The sequence below is a fragment of the Martinezella sp. CNPSo 3732 genome, assembly GCF_057784515.1.
In genome coordinates this window covers 23,540-44,064 of the sequence record NZ_JBXSOO010000021.1, presented here as the reverse complement: position 1 = coordinate 44,064, position 20,525 = coordinate 23,540, and the positions used below count along the sequence as shown (strand labels likewise).

Below are 20,525 nucleotides of genomic sequence, written 5' to 3'. Positions count from 1 at the left end.
AGAGGGTTAGGGTGAGGGGGCATGCCAATGGATCGCTTCGACTACATCATCATCGGGGCCGGCAGTGCCGGATGCGTGCTGGCAAACCGGCTTTCGGCCGACCGCAACAATAGGGTGCTGCTGCTGGAAGCCGGCGGCAACGACAACTACCATTGGATTCATATCCCGGTCGGTTATCTCTATTGCATCAACAACCCCCGCACGGACTGGTGCTTCACCACCTCGCCGGAAGCGGGGCTGAATGGCCGGTCGCTGAATTATCCGCGCGGCAAGGTGCTCGGCGGCTGCTCCTCCATCAACGGCATGATCTATATGCGCGGCCAGGCCCGCGATTACGATCTCTGGCGCCAGCTCGGCTGCGCCGGTTGGGGCTGGGACGACGTGCTGCCCTATTTCATCAGGTCCGAGGATCACTATCGCGGCAAGGACGAGATGCACGGCGCCGGCGGCGAATGGCGGGTGGAGAAGGCCCGCGTGCGCTGGGCTGTGCTCGATGCCTTCCAGGCAGCCGCCAAGGAGGCCGGTATCCCCGAGACGGCGGATTTCAACCGTGGCAACAATGAAGGTTCCGGCTATTTCGACGTCAACCAGCGCTCCGGCATCCGCTGGAACACGACCAAAGCCTTCCTGCGCCCGGCGATGAAGCGCGGCAATCTCACCGTCTATACCAAGGCGCAGGTCCGCCGCCTGATCGTCGAGGAGGATGCCGTGGCCGGCGTCGAATTCCAACATGACGGCGTGGCGAAGCGCGCCTATGCGAACAAGGAGACGGTGTTGTCGGCCGGCTCCATCGGCTCACCGCACATTCTCGAGCTCTCGGGCATCGGCCATGGCGATGTACTGAGCAAGGCCGGCATCGACGTCGTGCGCGAGGTTCGGTCCGTCGGCGAAAATCTGCAGGATCATCTGCAGCTTCGCCTTGCCTACAAGGTGACCGGCGTGCCCACGTTGAACGAGAAGGCGACGAAGCTGATCGGCAAGGCCGCGATCGGCCTCGAATATCTGGTTCGCCGTTCAGGCCCGATGGCGATGGCCCCGAGCCAGCTCGGCATTTTCACCCGCTCCGGACCGGACAAGGAAACGCCGGATCTGCAGTATCATGTGCAGCCGGTCTCGCTCGACAAGTTCGGCGATCCCGTCCACCCCTTTCCGGCGATTACCGCGAGTGTCTGCAATCTTCGGCCTGAAAGCCGCGGCTCGGTGCATGTGCGCAGCCCCGATTTCGCCCTGCAGCCAGCCATCAGCCCCAACTATCTTTCCGCAGCCCGTGACCGGGAGATCGCCGCGCGCTCCATTCGCCTGACGCGGCGGATCGTCGCGCAGCCCTCATTCGCCCGGTTCCGCCCGGAGGAGTTCAAGCCGGGGCCGGCCTACGAGACGGATGCGGACCTGGAGCGCGCCGCCGGCGATATCGGCACGACGATTTTCCATCCGGTTGGCACATGCCGCATGGGCGGCGACGGGCAAAGCGTTGTCGACCCCCGCTTGCGGCTCAGAGCATTGGCAAGGCTGCGTATCGCCGACGCCTCCGTCATGCCGTCGATCACATCGGGCAACACCAATTCACCAACCATCATGATCGCCGAGAAGGCGGCCGAAATGATCCTTGCCGACAATAGATGAATCTTTGAGGATCGGTCACGGTAAGGACGGGAGATTTGCATGGATAGCACGGATGAAGTCATCATCGAGCGGCGCGGATCGGCCGGCATTATCAAGCTTAACCGCCCGAAGGCGCTGAACAGCCTGACATTGCCGATGGTGCGGGTCATTGCGCCGGCCCTGGAGGATTTCGCCGCAGATCCCGCAATCGCCAGCGTCATCGTCCTGGGCGAAGGGGAACGTGGCTTCTGCGCAGGCGGTGATATCCGCCTGCTGCACCAGAGCGGCAAGGAGGGCACCGATGAAGCGGAAACCTTCTGGCGCGAGGAGTTTCTGCTCAACCATGCCATCTCGCGCTATCCCAAACCCTATGTCGTGTTGATGGACGGCATCACCATGGGCGGCGGCGTCGGCCTTTCGGCCCATGGCAGCCATCGCGTCGTCACCGAGCGCACGCGCCTTGCCATGCCCGAAACCGGCATCGGCTATTTCCCGGATGTCGGCGCCACCTGGCTGCTGCCGCGGGCGCCGGGCGAAGCCGGCACTTGGATGGGTCTGACCGGACAGACCGTCGGGGCAGCCGATGTTATCCACGCCGGTTTTGCCGATCATCGTGTCGCGTCCTCCGCGTTGCCGGCTCTCGTGGATGCGATCGTAGCGCTGCCCGCTGCCGCCTCTGCCGCAGACGTGCACGCCCTCATCCGGACGATGGCTGTAGATGCCGGCGAAAGCCGGCTTGCGGCAAACCGACAGGTGATCGATCGGGCGTTTTCGGCAGACACGATGGAGGAAATTCTCAAGGCTTTGGCCGATGAACCGGGAGAATTTGCCACTGAAGCCGCTGGCGTGATCGCCAGCCGCTCGCCGACCAGCCTGAAGCTGACCTTGCGGCTGCTCAGGGCAGGGCGAACGAGCGCCGATTTGGCCGAATGCCTCAATCGTGAACTCGGCGCCTGTAAGGGCATATTGTATAATCATGATTTCTACGAGGGCGTGCGCGCTGCCGTCATCGACAAGGATCGCAATCCGAAATGGTCTCCGGCGAGCCTTTCCGAAGTAACGGCGGATGCCATCGACCGTTTCTTCATACCGGTGCAGCCACCACTTTTCACAAGATAACCGATCATGGGAGGAAAATATCATGACACGGATCGCATTCATCGGCCTCGGCAATATGGGAGGGCCGATGGCCGCCAATCTCGTCAAGGCCGGCCACGCCGTCACTGGATTCGATCTTTCGCATGACGTGCTGAAGGCAGCCGAAGCTTCTGGCGTGAAGCCCGCCAACGTGTTGACAGAGGCCCTGGCTGATGCCGAAGTGGTCGTGACCATGCTGCCGAAGGGGCAGCATGTCCTGACCGTCTGGACCGACGTGCTGCGCTCCGTGCCGAAGGGAACTCTGCTGATCGACAGTTCCACCATCGATGTCGATAGCGCCCGCAAGGCGCATGCGATGGCAAGCGATGCCGGTTGCCTTTCGCTCGATGCTCCAGTGTCCGGCGGCACCGGCGGTGCTGCGGCCGGGACACTGACCTTCATGGCCGGCGGCTCGACGGAAAGCTTTGCGGCCGCCAAACAGCTGCTTGAAGTCATGGGCAAGAAGATCGTCCATTGCGGTGATGCCGGCGCCGGCCAGGCGGCAAAGATCTGCAACAACATGATCCTCGGCATTTCCATGATCGGCGTCTGCGAAGCCTTCGTGCTCGGCGAAAAGCTTGGCCTCTCTCACCAGGCTCTGTTCGATGTCGCCTCCACGTCGTCAGGCCAATGCTGGTCGATCAATACCTATTGCCCGGTGCCTGGTCCTGTGCCGACGTCTCCGGCCAACAACGACTACAAGCCCGGCTTTGCCGCCGCCTTGATGCTCAAGGACCTGCGCCTGTCACAGGAAGCGGCACTCTCCAGCGGCGCATCGACGCCTCTGGGTGCGGAGGCGGCGCAGCTCTATGCGCTCTTCGAAAAGCTCGGCAATGGCGGCCGCGATTTTTCCGCGATCATCGAGATGTTTCGCGAGGCGAAGTGAGGATGGCTGGAGGATCAGACGGGGCAGGCTGCCCCTCACCCCGGCCGGAATCGCATATGAAATGAGGTCGTTGCCGCGCACCCCTTCTCCCCTCGGGGAGAAGGAACTTGCGGAGGCAGCATCAAAGAACATGCCTGACCTGCCGACCTCAATCGCTGAGTCTCACCGCCACATGCCCCGCATGCGCGCACCCACATCGACGCGCACCTCTCGCGCCCGAATGGCGGCAGCGCTTTCAGCCCGCGCCTGTGGCCAGCCGCAGACCTCGAAGAACTGCAGCAACGTCGCGGGAATGAAGCGGGTGCGCGAGGCAAAGACATGCTTGTCGCCCTGCGCATGCTGGCCGTGCACAAAGAAGCGCTGCGGAATGACGAGATCGAGATTGTCCTTCGCCCGCGTCATCGCGACGTAGAGCAGCCGTCGCTCCTCCTCGATTTCGGCGGATGATCCGACGGCGAGGTCGGCGGGGATGCAGCCGTCGACGGCGTTGAGGATGAAGACCTTCATCCATTCCTGCCCCTTGGCGGAATGGATGGTGGAGAGGATCAGATAGTCCTCGTCGAGCAGCGGCACGCCAGCCTGATCACTGGTGGCGTCGGGCGGATCGAGCGTCAGCTCGGTGAGGAAGCGCTCACGCGAGCCGTAGCCTGCGGCAATCTGTTCAAGCTGGACGAGATCCGCCTGGCGGGTCGACGCATCCTCATGTACGCGTTCCAGATGTGGCTCGTACCATTGGCGAACGAGGCCGATTTCCGCTGGCCAGCCGGCCTTCCCGCTTTTGACCTCCCGCATCGTCTCGACGAAGGCAGCCCAATCGTCTCCCGTGCGCGGTGGCGGCGGGAGTTCGGTGAGCGCCGTGATCGGGCTTGCCTCTTCGCCGATCTGGTCGAGCACGCGCTGGGCCGTGGAAGGGCCGACGCCGGGCAGGAGCTGCATCAGGCGGAAGCCTGCCACGCGATCGCGCGGATTCTGGGCGAAGCGCAGCGCCGCCAACATGTCCTTGACATGGGCGCTGTCGAGGAATTTCAGTCCGCCGAACTTGACGAAGGGAATGTTGCGTCGGGTGAGCTCCACTTCGAGCGGGCCGCTGTGGCTCGAGGTGCGGAAGAGCACGGCCTGCTGCTTGAGCCTTGCACCGCCCTCGCGATTTTCCAATATCTGGTCGGCGATGTAGCGCGCCTGATCGGCCTCGTCACGAACCGTCACCAGCCGCGGCCGCTCCGTGCTTTGCCGCTCGGTGCGCAGGTTCTTGGTGAAGCGCTCCGAGGCGAGATCGATCACGGCATTGGCGGCAGCAAGGATCGGCTGCGTCGAGCGGTAATTGCGGTCGAGCGTGACAATATTGGCCGAGGGCGTGAAGGCCTTGGGGAAATCGAGGATGTTGCGTACGGTGGCGGCACGGAAGGAATAGATCGATTGCGCGTCGTCGCCGACGACGGTCAAACCGCGGCCATCGGGCTTGAGCGCCAGCAGAATGGAGGACTGCAGCCGGTTGGTGTCCTGATACTCATCGACAAGCACATGGTCGAAGCGGCTGCCGATATCCTCGGCGATCAGTGGCTCCTGCAGCATATGCGCCCAATAGAGCAGCAGGTCGTCGTAATCGAGTACGTTCTGCACCTGCTTTGCCTCGACATAACAGGCGAAAAGATCGCGCAGCTGCTGCTCCCACATGGCGCACCATGGGAAGAAGTCGCGCAGCACGCCGTCGAGCGGCGCTTCCGCGTTGACGGAGCGCGAATAGATGGCAAGGCATGTCGCCTTGGTCGGGAAGCGGTTCTCCGTCTTCGAAAAGCCGAGGTCGTGGCGCGCAAGGTTCATCAGGTCCGCGCTGTCTTCCCGGTCGTGGATTGTGAAGGCCGGGTCGATGCCGATCTGCTCTGCATAGTCCCGCAGCAGGCGTGCGCCGATGCCGTGGAACGTGCCGCTCCAGGCAAGCGCGTCGGCGTTAATGCCGGCATTCGCATCCAGCACCTCGCGGCAGATCCGCTCAACGCGGCGGCCCATCTCGGCGGCAGCGCGGCGCGAGAAGGTCATCAGCAGGATGCGGCGCGGGTCCGCACCTCTAACGATCAGATGCGCAACGCGATGAGCGAGGGTATTTGTCTTGCCGGAGCCGGCTCCGGCGATGACGAGCAGCGGGCCGGCAATATGGCCGTCACCGCTCGTGCCATGCTCCACCGCCAGCCGTTGCTCCGGGTTCAGCTTTTCCAGATAGGCAGCGGTCATCAACTCTCCTGAATACCTCCGGCGGCAGGCGGAGCGCGTTATGCGGCGAATCGCAAGCGCGAAAATATAGGGACGTTCTATGGATGTTCCGAATCGCCAAAGCCTGTCAAGATAGCAGGGCCTGCACGCGGATGTGACCTCGGGCGCAAGAATCTTGCAGGGATTTGCACTCGTTTGGCTCGAAAAGAAACTGCTTCATGCTTATGTATCATCACGGCGCAGTATTTTGAGTTTTTGGGGCTTCGTAATGCGTAGAATGAAGGTTTCAAAACATGAACGAAACGATTGCCACCGGGCTGCGTCTGCCTAGCGGCCTCGTGGCTTTGCCGGGCGGCCGCCTTGCGGTCGTGGAAATGGATGCCAGTCGCCGCAGTCTGAAACTTTTCGACGCAAGCGGCGTACCGCAGGAACTTTGCCGGGTCGGCGGCCGGCCAATGGGGGTTGCGGTCGATGGTGACGGATGTTTCTGGGTAGCCAACGGCCCGGAAAATTCCCTTGTGAGATTATCGGCGCAAGGCCGCGTCCTGCAAGTCATCGAGGGTAGCGCGGATGGTCCATTCCTCCATCCGAATGCACTCGCGTTCGGACCTGACGGCCTGCTTTACATGACCGATTCTGGCATCCGCCTTGCCAATCTTCTCGAAGGCGGCCACATCCATCCCGATTTCTTCAAGGCGGCTTATAATGGCTGCGTATATCAGATCGATCCGGCCGAGGGCCGGGTTATCCGGGTCTTGGCAGCCGGCCTGCTCTTTGCGAGTGGCATTGCCTTCGGTGCCGACGGATTGCTCTATTATAGTGAAACGCTGACCGGAAAAATTTATCGGCAGGTCGTTGGCGGCAGGCAGGAAATGTTTGTCCAGTCGATGACATCACCCGCCGTCAATGCGCTGCGCGGGCCAGCGGGCCTCGCCTTTGATCGCAGCGGCATGCTCTATTGCGCCATGTACGGTCTGGGTGAAATTTCCATGGTGGACGCGGAGGGAAAAATGGCCGGCCATATCCGCACGGACGGCACACGGCCAGCCAATATAGCCTTTACCGTCGACCGCAAACATCTGCTCGTCAGTGAGCAGGAAAACGGTGTCGTGGAAAAGATTACGGCGCCGCGTCCGGGCTTGCCTTTGCATATCCCGTCGATCTCGTAACGCGGCCGGCGGACATGCCCGGAAGCCGGGCATGTCCCTTTTTTGCTTATTCCGCAGCAGGAATCTGCTTGTTGTCCTTGCCGGACTTTCCGTCTGCCGGTGCCGTGTCATTGGCGACCGGCTTGGCATGACGGCGACGCCAGTCGCCGAGGAACAGCAGGATCGGTGCGGCAATGAAGACCGACGAGGCGCCTGCAACGAGGATACCGAACACCATCGGGATCGCGAAGCTGGAGACGGCGCTGCCGCCCCAGATCGCCATCGGCACCAGCGCCAGGAAGGCGGTGGCGTTGGTGTAGAGGCTTCGCGCCAGGGTCTCGTTGATCGACTTGTCGATGATATCTCGCAGCGGCATCGACTTGTAGAGCCGCATGTTTTCACGCATGCGGTCATAGACCACGACCTTGTCGTTCACCGAATATCCCACAAGCGTCAGGATCGCGGCGATGGCCGTCAGGTTGAAATCGAGGCCGGTGATCGCGAAGAAACCGATTGCCTTGGTGACGTCGAGCACCAGCGTGACGATGGCGCCGACCGCGAACGGCCATTCGAACCGCACCCAGATGTAGACGAGCATCGCCAGGCTGGCGATCACGACCGACAGGATGCCGGCCCAGGCAAGCTCGCCCGAGACCTTCGGACCGATGACATCGGTGCCTTCGATGGTCGCGCTTGGATCGATCTTGATGATTTCCGCCTTGAGCTTGGTCACCGCGGCTGTCTGCGCCTCTTCGCCGCCGTCCTGGCGCTGGGCGCGGACAAGGAGGCTGTTGTTGTCGCCGAAGGATTGCAGTGCGATTTCGCCGAGGCCGAGCGTGTTCAAGCCCTCGCGGAACGTAGACAGATCGGCCGCGTCCTTGGTCTTGACCGACATCTGGATGCCGCCGCGGAAATCGACGCCGTAGTTGAGGCCCGGATGGACGAACAGGACCACCGAGGCGATCGACAGGATCGCCGAGACGGTGATGCCGAAGAAGCGAGCCTTCATGAACTGGATATGCTTGTCATAGGGGCTGAAGGGGATCAGCGGCCTGATGTTGATCACCTTCAGCTTGCGGCGGCGAGTGATGGCGATCATCACGACGCGCACGAAGGCGACGGAGGTGAACATCGAGATGATGAGGCCGAGACCCATGGTCACGGCAAAGCCGCGAACCGGGCCGGAGCCGAAGTAGAACAGGATGGCGGCGGCGATCAGGGCCGTCATGTTGCCGTCGATGATCGTCGAATAAGCCTTCCGGAAGCCGTTATCGATGGCGGCGAAGGCGCCGCGGCCCTTGCGGGTCTCTTCGCGGATGCGCTCGTTGATGAGAACGTTGGCATCAACCGCAAGGCCGATGCCGAGGACGACGCCGGCGATGCCGGGCAGCGTCAGCGTGGCGCCGACAAGCGTCAGGGCCGAGAAGGTCAGGACCGTGTGGATGAGCAGGGCAACGTTCGCGAGAATTCCCCAGGCGCCGTAGAGCACGAAGATGAAGGCGGCAACCAGGACGAAGCCGACCAGGCCGCTATAGATGCCCTTCTGGATGGCGTCGCTGCCGAGGTCGGCGCCGACGGTACGCTCTTCGATGACGGTGAGCTTGGCGGGCAAAGCGCCGGCGCGCAGCAAGGCTGCAAGCGTAGTGGCGCTGTCTGCGGTGAAGTTGCCGGAGATCTGGCCCGAACCGCCGGTGATAGGCTCGCGGATATTCGGCGCGCTCAGAACCTTGTTATCGAGAACGATAGCAAAGGGCTTGCCGACATTTTCGCGGGTGATTTCGGCAAAGCGGTTGGCGCCGGCGCTGTCGAAGCGGAAGGTGACGAGCGGCTCGTGCGTATTCGGATCGAAGCTGACGCGGGCATCCGTTAGGCGGTCGCCAGACAGTTCGATGCGGTCGAGAACCGGATAGCTGTTGCCCTGCTCGTCCTTCATGATGGTGACGCCGGGGCCGGGATTGTTTGGATCGACGTTATCGGCGAGCAGGTGGAAGGACATCTTCGCGGTCGAGCCGAGAAGTTCACGCAGGTGCGACGGATCCTGTGCGCCCGGTAACTGGACGAGAACGCGGTTCGGACCAACGCGCTGGATGGTCGGCTCGGCGACGCCCACCTGGTCGACGCGCTTGCGGATGACTTCAAGGCTCTGCTGGACGGCGGAATCGACGTTGGCCGAAATGCCTGCCTGCGAGAAGGACATTGCGATGGTCGCGCCGTTCGGCTTGATGCTGAGATCCGACTGGCCGGCCGAGAGGCCCGACGTGATCGTATTGGCCAGCGTCTGCAGCTGCGTCACCGCATCACCGCTCTGCGAGGCATCGTTGAGCGTCACGACGATCTGGTCGCCGTTGCGAACGACCGAGCGGACCTGGATGTTCTTGTCGCGCAGCACGCGGCGTGCGTCCTGCTGCAGCGATTGCAGCCGGCCGTTTGTCAAATCCTTCTCGTCGACTTCGAGAACGAGATAGGAACCGCCGCGAAGGTCAAGGCCGAGGGATACCTGGCTATGAGGCAGCCAGGATGGGATCTTGCTGAGAACCGACGGCGGCAGCGCGTTCGGCAGGGCGATCAGAAAGCCGATGACGATGATCACCGTATAGAGTGCCACGAGCCATGGTGAGGTACGCATGGGTATTATCCTTGAAAATAGGCTTATGCCGACGGTCTGGCCGCAGGCGGACTTGAGATCGTGTTGGAAATGCAGCGCGTCTGCGCCAAACGCTTAGGCAAGCGCGCCAGGAGGTGCACGCGCGAGATAGGCGCGAAACGCCAGGGATTCGAGCCGTGCGGCATCGTTCGGGCGGTTCGATAGCCACGAGGCCGCCGGATATCCGAGGGTAGGGAGGGAGCCAAGCGTTGCAGGCCCTATGTCGTGCCATGTGGCCTTCGGCGTCACTAGCCGATCGGCAACGACGATGCCGCGCACCGGATCACGCAGAGATAGATAGAGAGGCTGGGTGTCCTTGCCCGAGGAGAGCGCGTCTGCATCGGCGCGTGCGGCAAGATTGATGCCGCCGCCAAGCGCCAATCCGATATAGGCGAAGAAGGCGACGAACAGCGAGGCGATCACGCGCGCTCCGGCGCGGTGCGTCCTGTCGTCTCTATCTTCGCTGTCGGCGGCGCCGAATTCGAGCGGGTTCAACGGTCCAAAATGCCTTCATTCCTTTGCCGGAGCGAACTCCGGCGGTTCGGCCATGATAACAGGACGCCTAGCGTCTTCCTAGTAGCGGCCTGTCATGATGCAGTTGCACGAGCCGGTCAACAGTCCCGGCTCTATTTCTTAATTTTCCGTTTCAGTCGTGGCTGACGGTTTGGGCGCCAGGCAGGATGCCGGCACGCGATAGGCATAGAGCGTCTTGCCCTTCATTTCGCCATAGGGCGGCGACCAGCTCTTCAGGAGTTCGGCCTGGCCTTCTGGGCACTCGATCGGATCGTTGTCGACGAACAGGACCGGGCCGGTCACGCTGGGCGGTAGGGAAAAATCCTGCTCATAATAGTTGTGGGGGAAGCCACCGAAAGGACGGGCATAGATGCGGAACGGCTTGCCCTTCAGCGTATAATAGAGATCGGCAAGGATATCGCGATCCTGCGCGACGATTTCTTTCATCTTCGCCTGCGCGGCGGTATTGGCGATTTCCTCACTGATGACGCTGCGGCCGACATAGCGCTTCATGACGAGATCGCCGTTCGGCAGCTTCATGTCATAGGCGAAGACCGTCAGTACCGGGATCACGACGGCGACGACGGCGCCGATGATCAGCGAGGTGCTCAGCCCCTTTTTCGTCAGCCGATAGAGCAACCAGACGGCAAGAATGGTGCCGGCGGCATAGGCCGAGACGGCCCAGTTGGCATAGGCCTTGGCCAGAAGGGCCTGCAGCGTGATCAGCGCCACGACAGGCACAGACAGCCAGAACAGCAGCTTTTCCCGGTCGTCGCTCTGTCCACGGACCAGTCGCCACGTCGCCCACAAAAGCGCGTAGAAGACGACCGGCCCGACCACGCCGAACTGGGCGCCGAAAAAGCTGAGCCCGTTGAGTATGTGCTTCAGCAAACCGTTGCCGCCGCCGCTCTTGCTCCATTGGGCAATGTTTTCGGTGTGCTTTATGGTCGCCGCATCATGGGTGAGATTCCACCAGAGATTGGGGGAAACGACGATGGCGCCGACGATGGCGGCAATGGCCACATCCCGCCAGGCGATCCGCGCCGAACGCATGGTCAGCATGGCAATGCCGACGCCGGGCAGAAGGAAGAGCACCGAATATTTCGTCAGGAAGGCGCAACCGAGGCTGGCGCCGAGGATGACGGCTTCCAGCACCGAGGAGCGCCTGGTCAGGCCGATAAAGGCCCAGATGGCGATGGTCACGAACAGGATCTGGATCGTGTCGGTCGATACCAGCACGGCGGAAAGCGAGGCGGCCGGCAGTGTGATGAAGATGACGCCGACCCAGGGCGCAATCTCGCGTCCGGTCTCGTCGTCGATCAGCCGCCGCGTCGTGCACATCAGCATCAGGGCGGTGGCGAGATGGAAGAGCGGCGCCGATATGCGGATCCAGAAGGTCGAATCCGAGCCGGAGATCGCATTGAAGAAGCGGATGACCCAGGCAATCATCGGTGGCTTGGAATAATAGCCGAAATCGAGATTCTGACCCCAGAACCAGTATTGCGCCTCGTCGACGAAGAGATCCGTCCTGTTGAGAAGCAACATGAGCACGCGCCAGAGCGTCACTCCGAAGATGATCGCGAGGGCGAGCGCCAGCGAAAGTTTCTGGGCGTTTGTTCGGGAACGGGTCGTGTCGAGCATTAAAAGATGGGTCTCGGTGCCTGATCGTGAGGCTTAATACGGAACTATTGAGGCCAAAGCTAGCTCCCTGCCATCCGTAAGAACAGCAGCGTTCGCATCGTGGCCACGACGTGCCATATGTCCGATTTTTGGATCTCAGACGTTCGTTAAAGCTTGCCTAGAGGATGCGAGGGGTAGCTTTGCCGCGCGCCTCTTCGATGCGGGACAGAAGCATGAAGGCCACAAGCGTCAGGCTGGCCATCAGCGAGGCAGTCAAACCAAGAACAATCATTGCTCTCTCCGTAGCGACATCGAAACTGTCTATCCCTTGGGTAGTAAGGGATGAAGCTTGCTCGTGACTTGCGATCTGTGTTTTGCCGGCCAGATAAACTATATCGGAAAGTAATCGCTAATTTAGTATAGGTCAGTAGCTGACGCGCCTTCTTCCGTCATTAACCTTCGGGCAAGGAATTAACCATAAATATTGAGCTTGAACGTCGGAATGGGAAAATTGTGACTCGTTCTCAGCAGGCATGAAGCCGCCCCGTCGTACCGGGTCCGATCCGGTATCCATTTCATCAAACAGGTCCGCAACAGACTTTGATGAACGAGCGAGCTTCGGTGCCTCGATCAGCTGATCGACGGCAGCGCCTGCCTTTTCTCGCCTCCTCATTGCGCTTGGCGCGGATCATCAGCGGTTTCGCCGGCGCTTGAATGCGCGGCAGTTCGGCAGGGACGATTTTGGCGCAGGATTCGCCGTCAGATCAGGCAGGCAGGGCGCAGGCTGGCAGCCTTCGCGACCGCTTGCGTTTTGCTGGTCTCGATGCCGGGCAATGTGAAACCTTGCGCCGTCACCGGCCAATGCTAGAGGCGCATCTCAAAGCCGGTCTGCGCGATCTTTTCCACCGCTTCCAGACCTTCCCGGATGCCACTCGCAATTTCACCAGCGAAAGCCAGCTCGAACGGCTCCAGGATTTGCAGTCCTCGCACTGGGATGTGCTGACGGATGCGCGCTTCGACAGCCTCTATGCCGAGCGCGTTAAGGTTCTCTCCGAAAGCGAAAGCAAGATGGGGCTCGATCCGCGCTGGCACGTTGCGGGCCATGGCGTGGTGCTGGAGCATCTCCTTGCTGGCCTTCTCGAGGATATGGGAAGCCGCGCCATTCTTCCGGGAGCCAAGCGTCGCGCCCGTGAACTGAGCGAACTTGTCACATCGGTCGTGCGGCTCGTCATGGTCGATGTCGAGATTGCCGTTTCGCTACGCTTCAACGAATTGCGGGTCGGTCACCAGCGGGCGCTGGCCGAACAGCGGGCTGGCGATCGCGCCGAGGCAGCGGCCTATATTGCCGATCTCGCCAACGGTCTTGCCGTTCGCGATCTGACGACCCGGCTGCCGACGGATTGTCCCGAAGCCTATACCGAAGTCGCGGAAGCCTTGAACGCGGCGCTCACTGACATCCAGCAGCAGTTTTCGGCGCTGTCCGGTGGTGTACAGGCGGCCGAAGCGACGAGCGACGCCATTTCCCGCGCCTCGAAATCCCTGGCTGAAAAATCGTCCGAGCAGTCGCGAGGACTTGCGGCCTCCGCAAAGCAGCTTGCAGAACTGGCTGAACAGGTGCGCGGCAATGCGGCCAATACGCGCTCGGCCGAGCGCGTGACGGCATCGACCCGCGTCGCAGCGGAAGACAGCGGAAGGATCGTCGGGCAGGCGATCTCCGCTATGGCTGATATCGAAACGTCAGCCGAAAAGATCGGCCAGATCATCGGCGTCATCGATGAGATCGCTTTCCAGACCAATCTTCTAGCCTTGAATGCCGGCATCGAGGCAGCCCGCGCCGGTGATAGCGGCCGCGGCTTTGCCGTCGTCGCGCAGGAGGTTCGCGCGCTTGCCCAGCGGTCCGCCGATGCTGCACGCGAGATCAAGGTTCTGGTGACGGGCACCAAGGCGCAGGTGGACGCGGGCGTCCAGATGGTTGGCCGCACCCAGGAAGCGATCGGCAGCATCGTCAGCCAGGTGACCGATATCAACGACGCCATTTCTGGAATTGCTGCGGCGAGCGACGAACAGCTCACCGGCCTCAAGGCGCTGGCATCAGATATTGGCGGCTACAGCGAGCGTGCGGCAGCCGCCGGCAACGAGGCAAGCCGCTCCGAGGAAGGCGCCGATCATCTCCATGCCGTCGTCGTTGAACTTGGCCGGACCATTCGCGAGTTCCGCATCGAACGCGAGCGGCGCCATGCGGCTTCGGTCAAGTCCGCGCCGCAACGACAGCTTTCGGCTCGTGATGAGTTCAATACCACGCGGGATGAAGACGAGATGACCGATTTCGGTTTCCCGCTTCGCAGGACCGCATCGGGAGCTGAGCGCAATGCCTTTTGATTTTTCAGTTTCATGCACATGTGGGCCGATCGGCTCGATGTCAGACAACAAGGAATGAAGCGATGCCGAGCAGGAAAGGCGAAAAGACAATCAGTCTGGCCGCGGTGCTGGACCTCAACGAGGCCTCTGCCCTTCGCGGCACGCTGATGGGGTTGCGCGGCAGCAATGTCGCGATCGATGCGTCCGGCGTCGAAAGGATCGGGACCTTGTGCGTGCAGGTCATCATGGCCGCCGCCAAGACCTGGGATGAGGACAAGCTCTCCTTCACCTTCTCCAAGGTGTCGGATGCATTTCAAAAAACAATGCAGGTGATCGGGGTGGATATCTCCCATCTGCTTGCCAAGGAGATCCGGCAATGAAGAAAAAAGTGCTGACCGTGGATGATTCCCGGACCATTCGAAACATGCTTCTCGTCACCCTCAACAATGCGGGTTTCGAGACCATTCAGGCCGAAGACGGTGTCGAGGGACTGGAAATCCTGGAGGAAGCCAATCCCGACGTCATCGTCACGGATATCAACATGCCGCGCCTTGACGGCTTCGGCTTCATCGAGGGCGTTCGCCGCAACGACAGATACCGCGCCGTTCCGATCCTCGTTCTGACGACCGAAAGCGATGCGGAAAAGAAGAACCGTGCCCGCCAGGCCGGTGCGACCGGCTGGATCGTCAAGCCGTTCGATCCCGCCAAGCTGATCGATGCCATCGAGCGCGTAACCGCCTAAACAGGATCCGCCCCTTATGGATATGAACGAAATCAAAGAGATTTTCTTCCAGGAGTGCGAAGAGCAGCTCGCCGAACTGGAATCCGGTCTCCTGAAAATGAATGACGGTGACCGCGACCCGGAAACCGTCAATGCCGTATTCCGCGCCGTTCATTCCATCAAGGGTGGGGCAGGTGCCTTCGGTCTGGACGACCTGGTCGCATTCGCTCACGTCTTCGAGACCACACTCGATTGCGTTCGATCCAACAAGCTGGAGCCGACTCAGGAAGTTCTGAAGGTCATGCTCAAGGCCGCCGACGTTCTGGCGGATCTCACCAATGCCGCCCGCGACGGCGGCAGTGTCGACCAAGCCCGCAGCCGCGGCCTGGTCAAGGAATTGGAAGCCTTGGCAAATGGCGATATTCCTACGCCGTCAGCCGCGGTGCTTGTCGATGTTGCTCCGAAGCCCGTCGTCGCCGCGCCTGCGCCAACGGATGAAAGTGGATTCCAGCCCATCCCCTTCAGCTTCGACGATGATTTCGGCAGCGACGAGCTGGCCGTTGATGCCAGGCCGGAATATGAAGTCAGCTTCAGGCCGCGGTCCGATCTCTACGCCAAGGGCAACGATGCGACGCTGTTGCTGCGCGACCTCTCGCGGCTCGGCGAGATGAACATCTTCTGCGATATGGATGCATTGCCGGGTCTTCCCGACATCGATCCGGAAGGCGCCTATTTCAAATGGGCAATCTCGATCAAGACGGACAAGGGCGAAGACGCCATTCGCACCGTCTTCGAATTCGCTGAATGGGACTGCGATCTCGATGTCCAGCTGGCCGGAAGCGGCGGGTCTTCGAGCGGCGAAGAATTGCCGATGGTACCAGTGCCCTTTGATCTTTCGATCCTCGACGACGGCGCCGCACCGGCTGCCGAAACCGTAGAGGAGACACCGGCGCCGAAAAGCGATGTCGCTGCCGCCGTGGCCGCCGCGGAAACCGCAAGCAACGTTACACAGCTGGCCTCGGCTGCCGCACGCGTCGAGAAGAAGGAGGCCGCCCTTGCCGCCGCTGCCGCTTCCAATGCGGCCGCCGCACAGAACAGTGCTGCCGCTGCTGCCGCCGGCCAGACCATCCGTGTCGATCTCGATCGTGTCGATCGCCTGATCAACCTCGTCGGCGAGCTTGTCATCAACCAGGCGATGCTCTCCCAGAGCGTCATTGAGAACGACAACAACGGCGCGTCTTCGATCAACATGGGTCTCGAAGAGCTGCAGCAGCTCACCCGCGAGATCCAGGACAGCGTCATGGCGATCCGTGCGCAGCCGGTGAAGCCCGTCTTCCAGCGCATGTCGCGCATCGTCCGCGAAATCGCCGATATGACGGGCAAATCGATCCGCCTGATCACTGAAGGTGAGAACACCGAAGTCGACAAGACGGTCATCGACAAGCTTGCCGAACCGCTGACGCATATGATCCGCAATGCCGTCGACCACGGCATCGAAACGCCGGAAAAGCGCGCGACGCTCGGCAAGAACCCGGAAGGTACGGTTCGCCTGACGGCAAAGCATCGCTCCGGCCGCATCCTGATCGAGCTTGCCGACGATGGCGCCGGCATCAACCGCGAGAAGGTGCGCCAGAAGGCGATCGACAACGATCTGATCCCGGCCGACGCCAATCTGTCGGACGAGGAAGTCGATAACCTGATCTTCCTGCCGGGCTTCTCGACCGCCGACAAGATCTCGGACATTTCCGGCCGCGGTGTCGGCATGGACGTGGTCAAGCGCTCGATTCAGGCGCTTGGCGGCCGCATCAACATCAGCTCCAGACCGGGTCAGGGCTCCGTCTTCACCATGAGCCTGCCGCTGACGCTTGCCGTACTCGATGGCATGGTGGTGACGGTTGCCGGCCAGACCTTGGTCGTGCCGCTGACAGCGATCGTGGAGACGCTGCAGCCCGAGGCTGCCGCCATCCACTCTTTCGGTGCGAACCACCGCCTGATCTCGATCCGCAACAGCTTCTGCCCGCTGGTCGATGTCGGCCGCATCCTGAATTTCCGTGCTACGCAGGCCAATCCGGTCGAAGGCGTCGCGCTGCTGGTGGAATCGGAAGGCGGCGGTCAGCGCGCCCTCATGGTCGATGCCATTCAGGGCCAGCGCCAGGTCGTCATCAAGAGCCTCGAGGCCAACTACACGCATGTCCCGGGCATTGCCGCCGCCACCATCCTCGGCGATGGCCGCGTGGCGCTGATCCTCGACGTCGATGCGGTGGTCGGCGCTTCGCGCGGCCAGTCGTTGAAGCCCGAAATGTCTTATGCGGCGGTGGGGTGAGTTGATGTCCTATGCCGTCAAGAACCTGAGCCAGGGCAATCGCGAGCTGATCGCCTTCCGCATCGGCGATCAGGAATTCTGCGTTAACATCATGTCGGTTCGCGAAATCCGCGGCTGGACCCCGGCAACGGCCATGCCGCACGCGCCGGGCTACGTGCTCGGGATCGTCAACTTGCGCGGCGCGGTGCTGCCGATCATCGATCTTTCCGCCCGGCTCGGCATGAAGCGGGCGGAACCGACGGCACGGCATGTGATCATCGTGGCGCAGGTCAAGCGCAAGATGGTCGGCCTCCTGGTCGATGCGGTTTCGGACATTCTGACCATCACCGACGACAGCATCCAGCCGACACCGGAGGTCTCCTCCGATCACGAGCGGCAGTTTGCCCGCGGCATCGTGGCGATCGACCGCCGCATGATCTGCCTGATCGAACTGGAAGCCCTGTTCCCTGAAAGCGAAAGCGAGGCTGCATGAGCGTGATGGGAGCAATGGATTTCAAGGCGTCTCCGGATGAGGTGCTGGCGAGCGGCGAATATCCGCTGACGCGGCGCGACCTCTCGGAAATCGCCGCCATGATCTATGCGGATGCGGGCATTTCTCTCAACGAGAGCAAGGCGTCGCTCGTCTATTCAAGGTTGTCGAAGCATATCCGCGCGCTGGGCCTCGCCGGCTTCCGCGACTACTGTCTGCTGGTGTCTTCGCCGGCTGGAAGTGCGGCGCGTCGCGAGATGCTGTCGCATCTGACGACCAATTTCACCCGCTTCTTCCGTGAAAACCATCATTTCGATCATCTGCGCGACGAGGTTCTGCCGGGCCTGTTGGCACGCGCCAAGGCTGGGGGCCGGGTGCGCATCTGGTCGGCCGCCTGCTCCGACGGGCAGGAACCTTACTCGATCGCGCTGACGGTGCTTGCCTTGATGCCGAATGTGGCTGACTTCGATTTCAAGATCCTGGCGACGGATATCGACCCCAAGATCCTCGGGCTTGCCCGCGCCGGCGCCTATGATGAATCTTCGCTCGAAACGGTTTCTCCGGCCATGCGCAAGCAGTGGTTCCAGGAAGTTAATGTCCAGGGTCGCCGCAAATTCCAGATCGACGATCGCGTCAAGCGGCTCATCACCTTCAACGAACTGAACCTGCTCGGGCAGTGGCCCTTCAAGGGCCTGTTCGACGTCATATTCTGCCGCAACGTCGTTATCTATTTCGACGAGCCGACGCAGACGAAAATCTGGACGCGCTTCGCCGGCCAACTCCAGGATGCCGGCCATCTCTATATCGGCCACTCCGAGCGCGTGGCCGGGGAGGCCAAGCAGGTCTTCGACAATATCGGCATCACCACCTATCGCTATCTCGGCAGGAACGCGGGGAGGAAACCATGAACGCAGCTGCCCGTGTTCTCGTCGTCGATGACTCCCCGACCATGCGCGGCCTGATCACGGCCGTATTGCGCGCCGATCCGGAAGTCGACGTCGTCGGCCAGGCCGGCGATGCGCTCGAGGCGCGCGCCGCCATCAAGGCGCTCAATCCGGATGTCGTCACCCTCGATATCGAGATGCCGAACATGAACGGCCTCGAATTCCTGGAAAAGATCATGACGCTCAGGCCCATGCCGGTCATCATGGTCTCCACCATGACCCATCGTGGTGCCGACGCGACGCTTGCCGCCTTGGAAATCGGCGCATTCGACTGCGTCGGAAAGCCCTCGCCGGGCGAGCCGCATCCTTTCGGCGATCTGGCGGATAAGGTAAAGGCGGCTGCTCGCTCCCAGCGTCAGTATGTGAAGCCCACCGCTCAGCGCGGGCCGCCGCCGGCCGTCGCGGACTTCCGCGTGGGACGCAAGATCGTCGCCATCGGTTCCTCCACCGGCGGCGTCGAGGCGCTGATCAACGTCTTGCAGAAGTTCCCGGCCAATTGCCCGCCGACCGTTATCACGCAGCATATGCCGCCGACCTTTACGCGCAGCTTCGCCGAGCGGCTGAACCGCCTCTGCGCGCCGGTCGTCCAGGAGGCGACAGATGGCGCGCGGCTGGAAATCGGCAAGATCTATCTGGCGCCCGGCGGCGAAAGGCACCTTAGGGTCGCCAATGCCGCAGCACCCCATTGCCGTCTGGTAGACGGCGGGCCGGTGAACGGCCATCGCCCTTCCGTCGACGTGCTTTTTGATTCGGTTGCCGAACTGGCAGGCCGCAATGCCGTCGGTGTGATCCTGACCGGTATGGGGCGCGACGGCGCCGCCGGTCTCCTCAAGATGCGCCACGCCGGCGCGCGCACCATCGGGCAGAACGAGAAGACCTGCGTGGTCTACGGCATGCCGAGGGTCGCCCACGAGCTTGGTGCAGTCGAACAGCAGTTTCCGCTGAACGCCATTGGCGAGGAAATTTTGAAAGCCACAGCCGCCCGAAAGGAAGGGAGCGAATAATGTCTCTAGCGGAGAAAATCAAAGTTCTGATCGTTGACGATCAGGTCACCAGCCGCCTGTTGTTGAGCGATGCGCTGACGCAGCTCGGTTTCAAGCAGATCACGGCCGCCGGCGACGGCGAGCAGGGGATGAAGATCATGCAGCAGCAGCCGCATCATCTTGTCATCTCCGATTTCAACATGCCGAAGATGGACGGGCTCGGCCTCCTGCAGGCCGTGCGCACCAATCCGGCGACCAAGAAGGCGGCCTTCATCATCCTGACGGCGCAGGGCGACCGCGCATTGGTTCAGAAGGCGGCGCAGCTCGGGGCCAACAACGTGCTCGCCAAGCCCTTCACCATCGAAAAGATGAAAGCTGCCATTGAGGCCGTCTTCGGAGCTCTAAAATGATCGTCGAGGGTGCTGCCCGCCGCGTGCATATTATTCAGGGCGAGTACAAGGTCATCAGCGATCCCGAAGTGGTGCTGACGACCATTCTCGGCTCTTGCGTGGCGGCTTGCCTGCGCGATCCCATCGCCGGCGTTGGCGGGATGAACCATTTCCTCCTTCCGGGGATGGCGAACTCGCCGATGAGCGGTGGCGATGCGACGCGTTACGGCGTGCACCTGATGGAACTTCTGATCAACGGCCTTCTGAAGAAGGGCGCGAGGCGTGACCGGCTGGAGGCGAAAGTTTTCGGCGGCGCCAAGACGATCGCGACTTTCTCCAATGTCGGCGAGCAGAACGCGATCTTTGCGATGCAATTTCTGAAAGACGAAGGCATCCCGGTCGTCAGCTCCAGCACGGGCGGCGAACACGGACGCAAGATCGAATATTGGCCGATCTCCGGAAGGGCCAGGCAATATCCGCTGACCGGCGCCGAGACGCAGAAGACCGTGGCGCTGGAGCAGCGTCCGGTCGTCGCTCCCAAGCCGGTCGACAACACGATCGAATTTTTCTGATCAACGAG

The 20,525-nt window shown here is 61.7% G+C and carries 17 protein-coding genes; 13 read left to right on the top strand and 4 right to left on the bottom strand.

The window, feature by feature from the left end; translation table 11 throughout:
• Positions 1-27 precede the first annotated feature (27 nt).
• The 3 genes from AC13RM_RS26130 to mmsB are packed head-to-tail and all read left to right on the top strand — an operon-like array spanning position 28 to position 3,625.
• Positions 28-1,623, top strand: coding sequence for a GMC family oxidoreductase (locus AC13RM_RS26130; protein ID WP_374821831.1), 1,596 nt, complete (start codon positions 28-30; stop codon positions 1,621-1,623).
• Positions 1,624-1,662: 39 nt separating this feature from the next.
• Positions 1,663-2,721, top strand: a complete 1,059-nt coding sequence (locus tag AC13RM_RS26125) for an enoyl-CoA hydratase/isomerase family protein (RefSeq protein WP_374821828.1) — start codon at positions 1,663-1,665, stop codon at positions 2,719-2,721.
• Positions 2,722-2,743: 22 nt separating this feature from the next.
• Positions 2,744-3,625, top strand: coding sequence for a 3-hydroxyisobutyrate dehydrogenase (mmsB, locus tag AC13RM_RS26120; RefSeq protein WP_113229339.1), 882 nt, complete (start codon positions 2,744-2,746; stop codon positions 3,623-3,625).
• A 162-nt stretch (positions 3,626-3,787) separates the two neighbouring features.
• Here mmsB and AC13RM_RS26115 read toward each other — a convergent pair whose 3' ends face one another.
• Positions 3,788-5,854, bottom strand: coding sequence for an ATP-dependent helicase (locus AC13RM_RS26115; protein WP_374821825.1), 2,067 nt, complete (start codon positions 5,852-5,854; stop codon positions 3,788-3,790).
• Between the two features lie 272 nt (positions 5,855-6,126).
• Between AC13RM_RS26115 and AC13RM_RS26110 the strand changes: the two genes are divergently transcribed.
• Positions 6,127-7,002, top strand: a complete 876-nt coding sequence (locus AC13RM_RS26110; protein WP_285175340.1) for an SMP-30/gluconolactonase/LRE family protein — start codon at positions 6,127-6,129, stop codon at positions 7,000-7,002.
• Between the two features lie 46 nt (positions 7,003-7,048).
• Here the strand turns inward: AC13RM_RS26110 and secD are convergent, their stop codons facing one another.
• The 3 genes from secD to AC13RM_RS26095 form a co-directional block, all read right to left on the bottom strand.
• Positions 7,049-9,607, bottom strand: a complete 2,559-nt coding sequence (secD, locus tag AC13RM_RS26105; protein ID WP_113229336.1) for a protein translocase subunit SecD — start codon at positions 9,605-9,607, stop codon at positions 7,049-7,051.
• Between the two features lie 93 nt (positions 9,608-9,700).
• Complete coding sequence (locus AC13RM_RS26100; protein ID WP_440479575.1) at positions 9,701-10,120, bottom strand: hypothetical protein; 420 nt, start codon at positions 10,118-10,120, stop codon at positions 9,701-9,703.
• Positions 10,121-10,258: 138 nt separating this feature from the next.
• Entirely contained in the window at positions 10,259-11,779 is a 1,521-nt protein-coding gene (locus tag AC13RM_RS26095) for an ArnT family glycosyltransferase (protein WP_488555840.1), read from the bottom strand.
• Positions 11,780-12,499: 720 nt separating this feature from the next.
• Here AC13RM_RS26095 and AC13RM_RS26090 point away from each other — a divergent pair.
• The 9 genes from AC13RM_RS26090 to cheD all read left to right on the top strand — a co-directional run bounded on the left by AC13RM_RS26090 (position 12,500) and on the right by cheD (position 20,517).
• The gene (locus AC13RM_RS26090) at positions 12,500-14,137 is read left to right on the top strand and encodes a globin-coupled sensor protein (RefSeq protein ID WP_488555853.1); all 1,638 of its coding nucleotides are present in this window, start codon (positions 12,500-12,502) and stop codon (positions 14,135-14,137) included.
• A gap of 62 nt (positions 14,138-14,199) precedes the next feature.
• On the top strand, positions 14,200-14,496 hold the full coding sequence (locus AC13RM_RS26085; protein ID WP_069611290.1) for an STAS domain-containing protein: 297 nt from the start codon (positions 14,200-14,202) through the stop codon (positions 14,494-14,496).
• The gene (gene cheY1, locus AC13RM_RS26080) at positions 14,493-14,858 is read left to right on the top strand and encodes a chemotaxis response regulator CheY1 (protein WP_004128526.1); all 366 of its coding nucleotides are present in this window, start codon (positions 14,493-14,495) and stop codon (positions 14,856-14,858) included. Before AC13RM_RS26085 ends, cheY1 begins: the two co-directional genes overlap by 4 nt.
• Positions 14,859-14,874: 16 nt before the next feature.
• Complete coding sequence (locus tag AC13RM_RS26075) at positions 14,875-17,160, top strand: chemotaxis protein CheA (protein ID WP_440479573.1); 2,286 nt, start codon at positions 14,875-14,877, stop codon at positions 17,158-17,160.
• A 4-nt stretch (positions 17,161-17,164) separates the two neighbouring features.
• Positions 17,165-17,632, top strand: a complete 468-nt coding sequence (locus tag AC13RM_RS26070; RefSeq protein WP_113229332.1) for a chemotaxis protein CheW — start codon at positions 17,165-17,167, stop codon at positions 17,630-17,632.
• Entirely contained in the window at positions 17,629-18,537 is a 909-nt protein-coding gene (gene cheR, locus AC13RM_RS26065; RefSeq protein WP_113229331.1) for a protein-glutamate O-methyltransferase CheR, read from the top strand. The genes AC13RM_RS26070 and cheR overlap by 4 nt, the downstream gene beginning before the upstream one ends.
• Positions 18,534-19,577, top strand: coding sequence for a protein-glutamate O-methylesterase CheB (gene cheB, locus AC13RM_RS26060; RefSeq protein ID WP_113229330.1), 1,044 nt, complete (start codon positions 18,534-18,536; stop codon positions 19,575-19,577). The genes cheR and cheB overlap by 4 nt, the downstream gene beginning before the upstream one ends.
• The gene (locus AC13RM_RS26055) at positions 19,577-19,966 is read left to right on the top strand and encodes a response regulator (RefSeq protein ID WP_007695708.1); all 390 of its coding nucleotides are present in this window, start codon (positions 19,577-19,579) and stop codon (positions 19,964-19,966) included. Before cheB ends, AC13RM_RS26055 begins: the two co-directional genes overlap by 1 nt.
• Positions 19,963-20,517: a chemoreceptor glutamine deamidase CheD gene (gene cheD / locus AC13RM_RS26050; RefSeq protein ID WP_015338784.1), complete on the top strand. Its 555-nt coding sequence runs from the start codon at positions 19,963-19,965 to the stop codon at positions 20,515-20,517. The genes AC13RM_RS26055 and cheD overlap by 4 nt, the downstream gene beginning before the upstream one ends.
• The last annotated feature ends 8 nt before the right edge of the window (positions 20,518-20,525 follow it).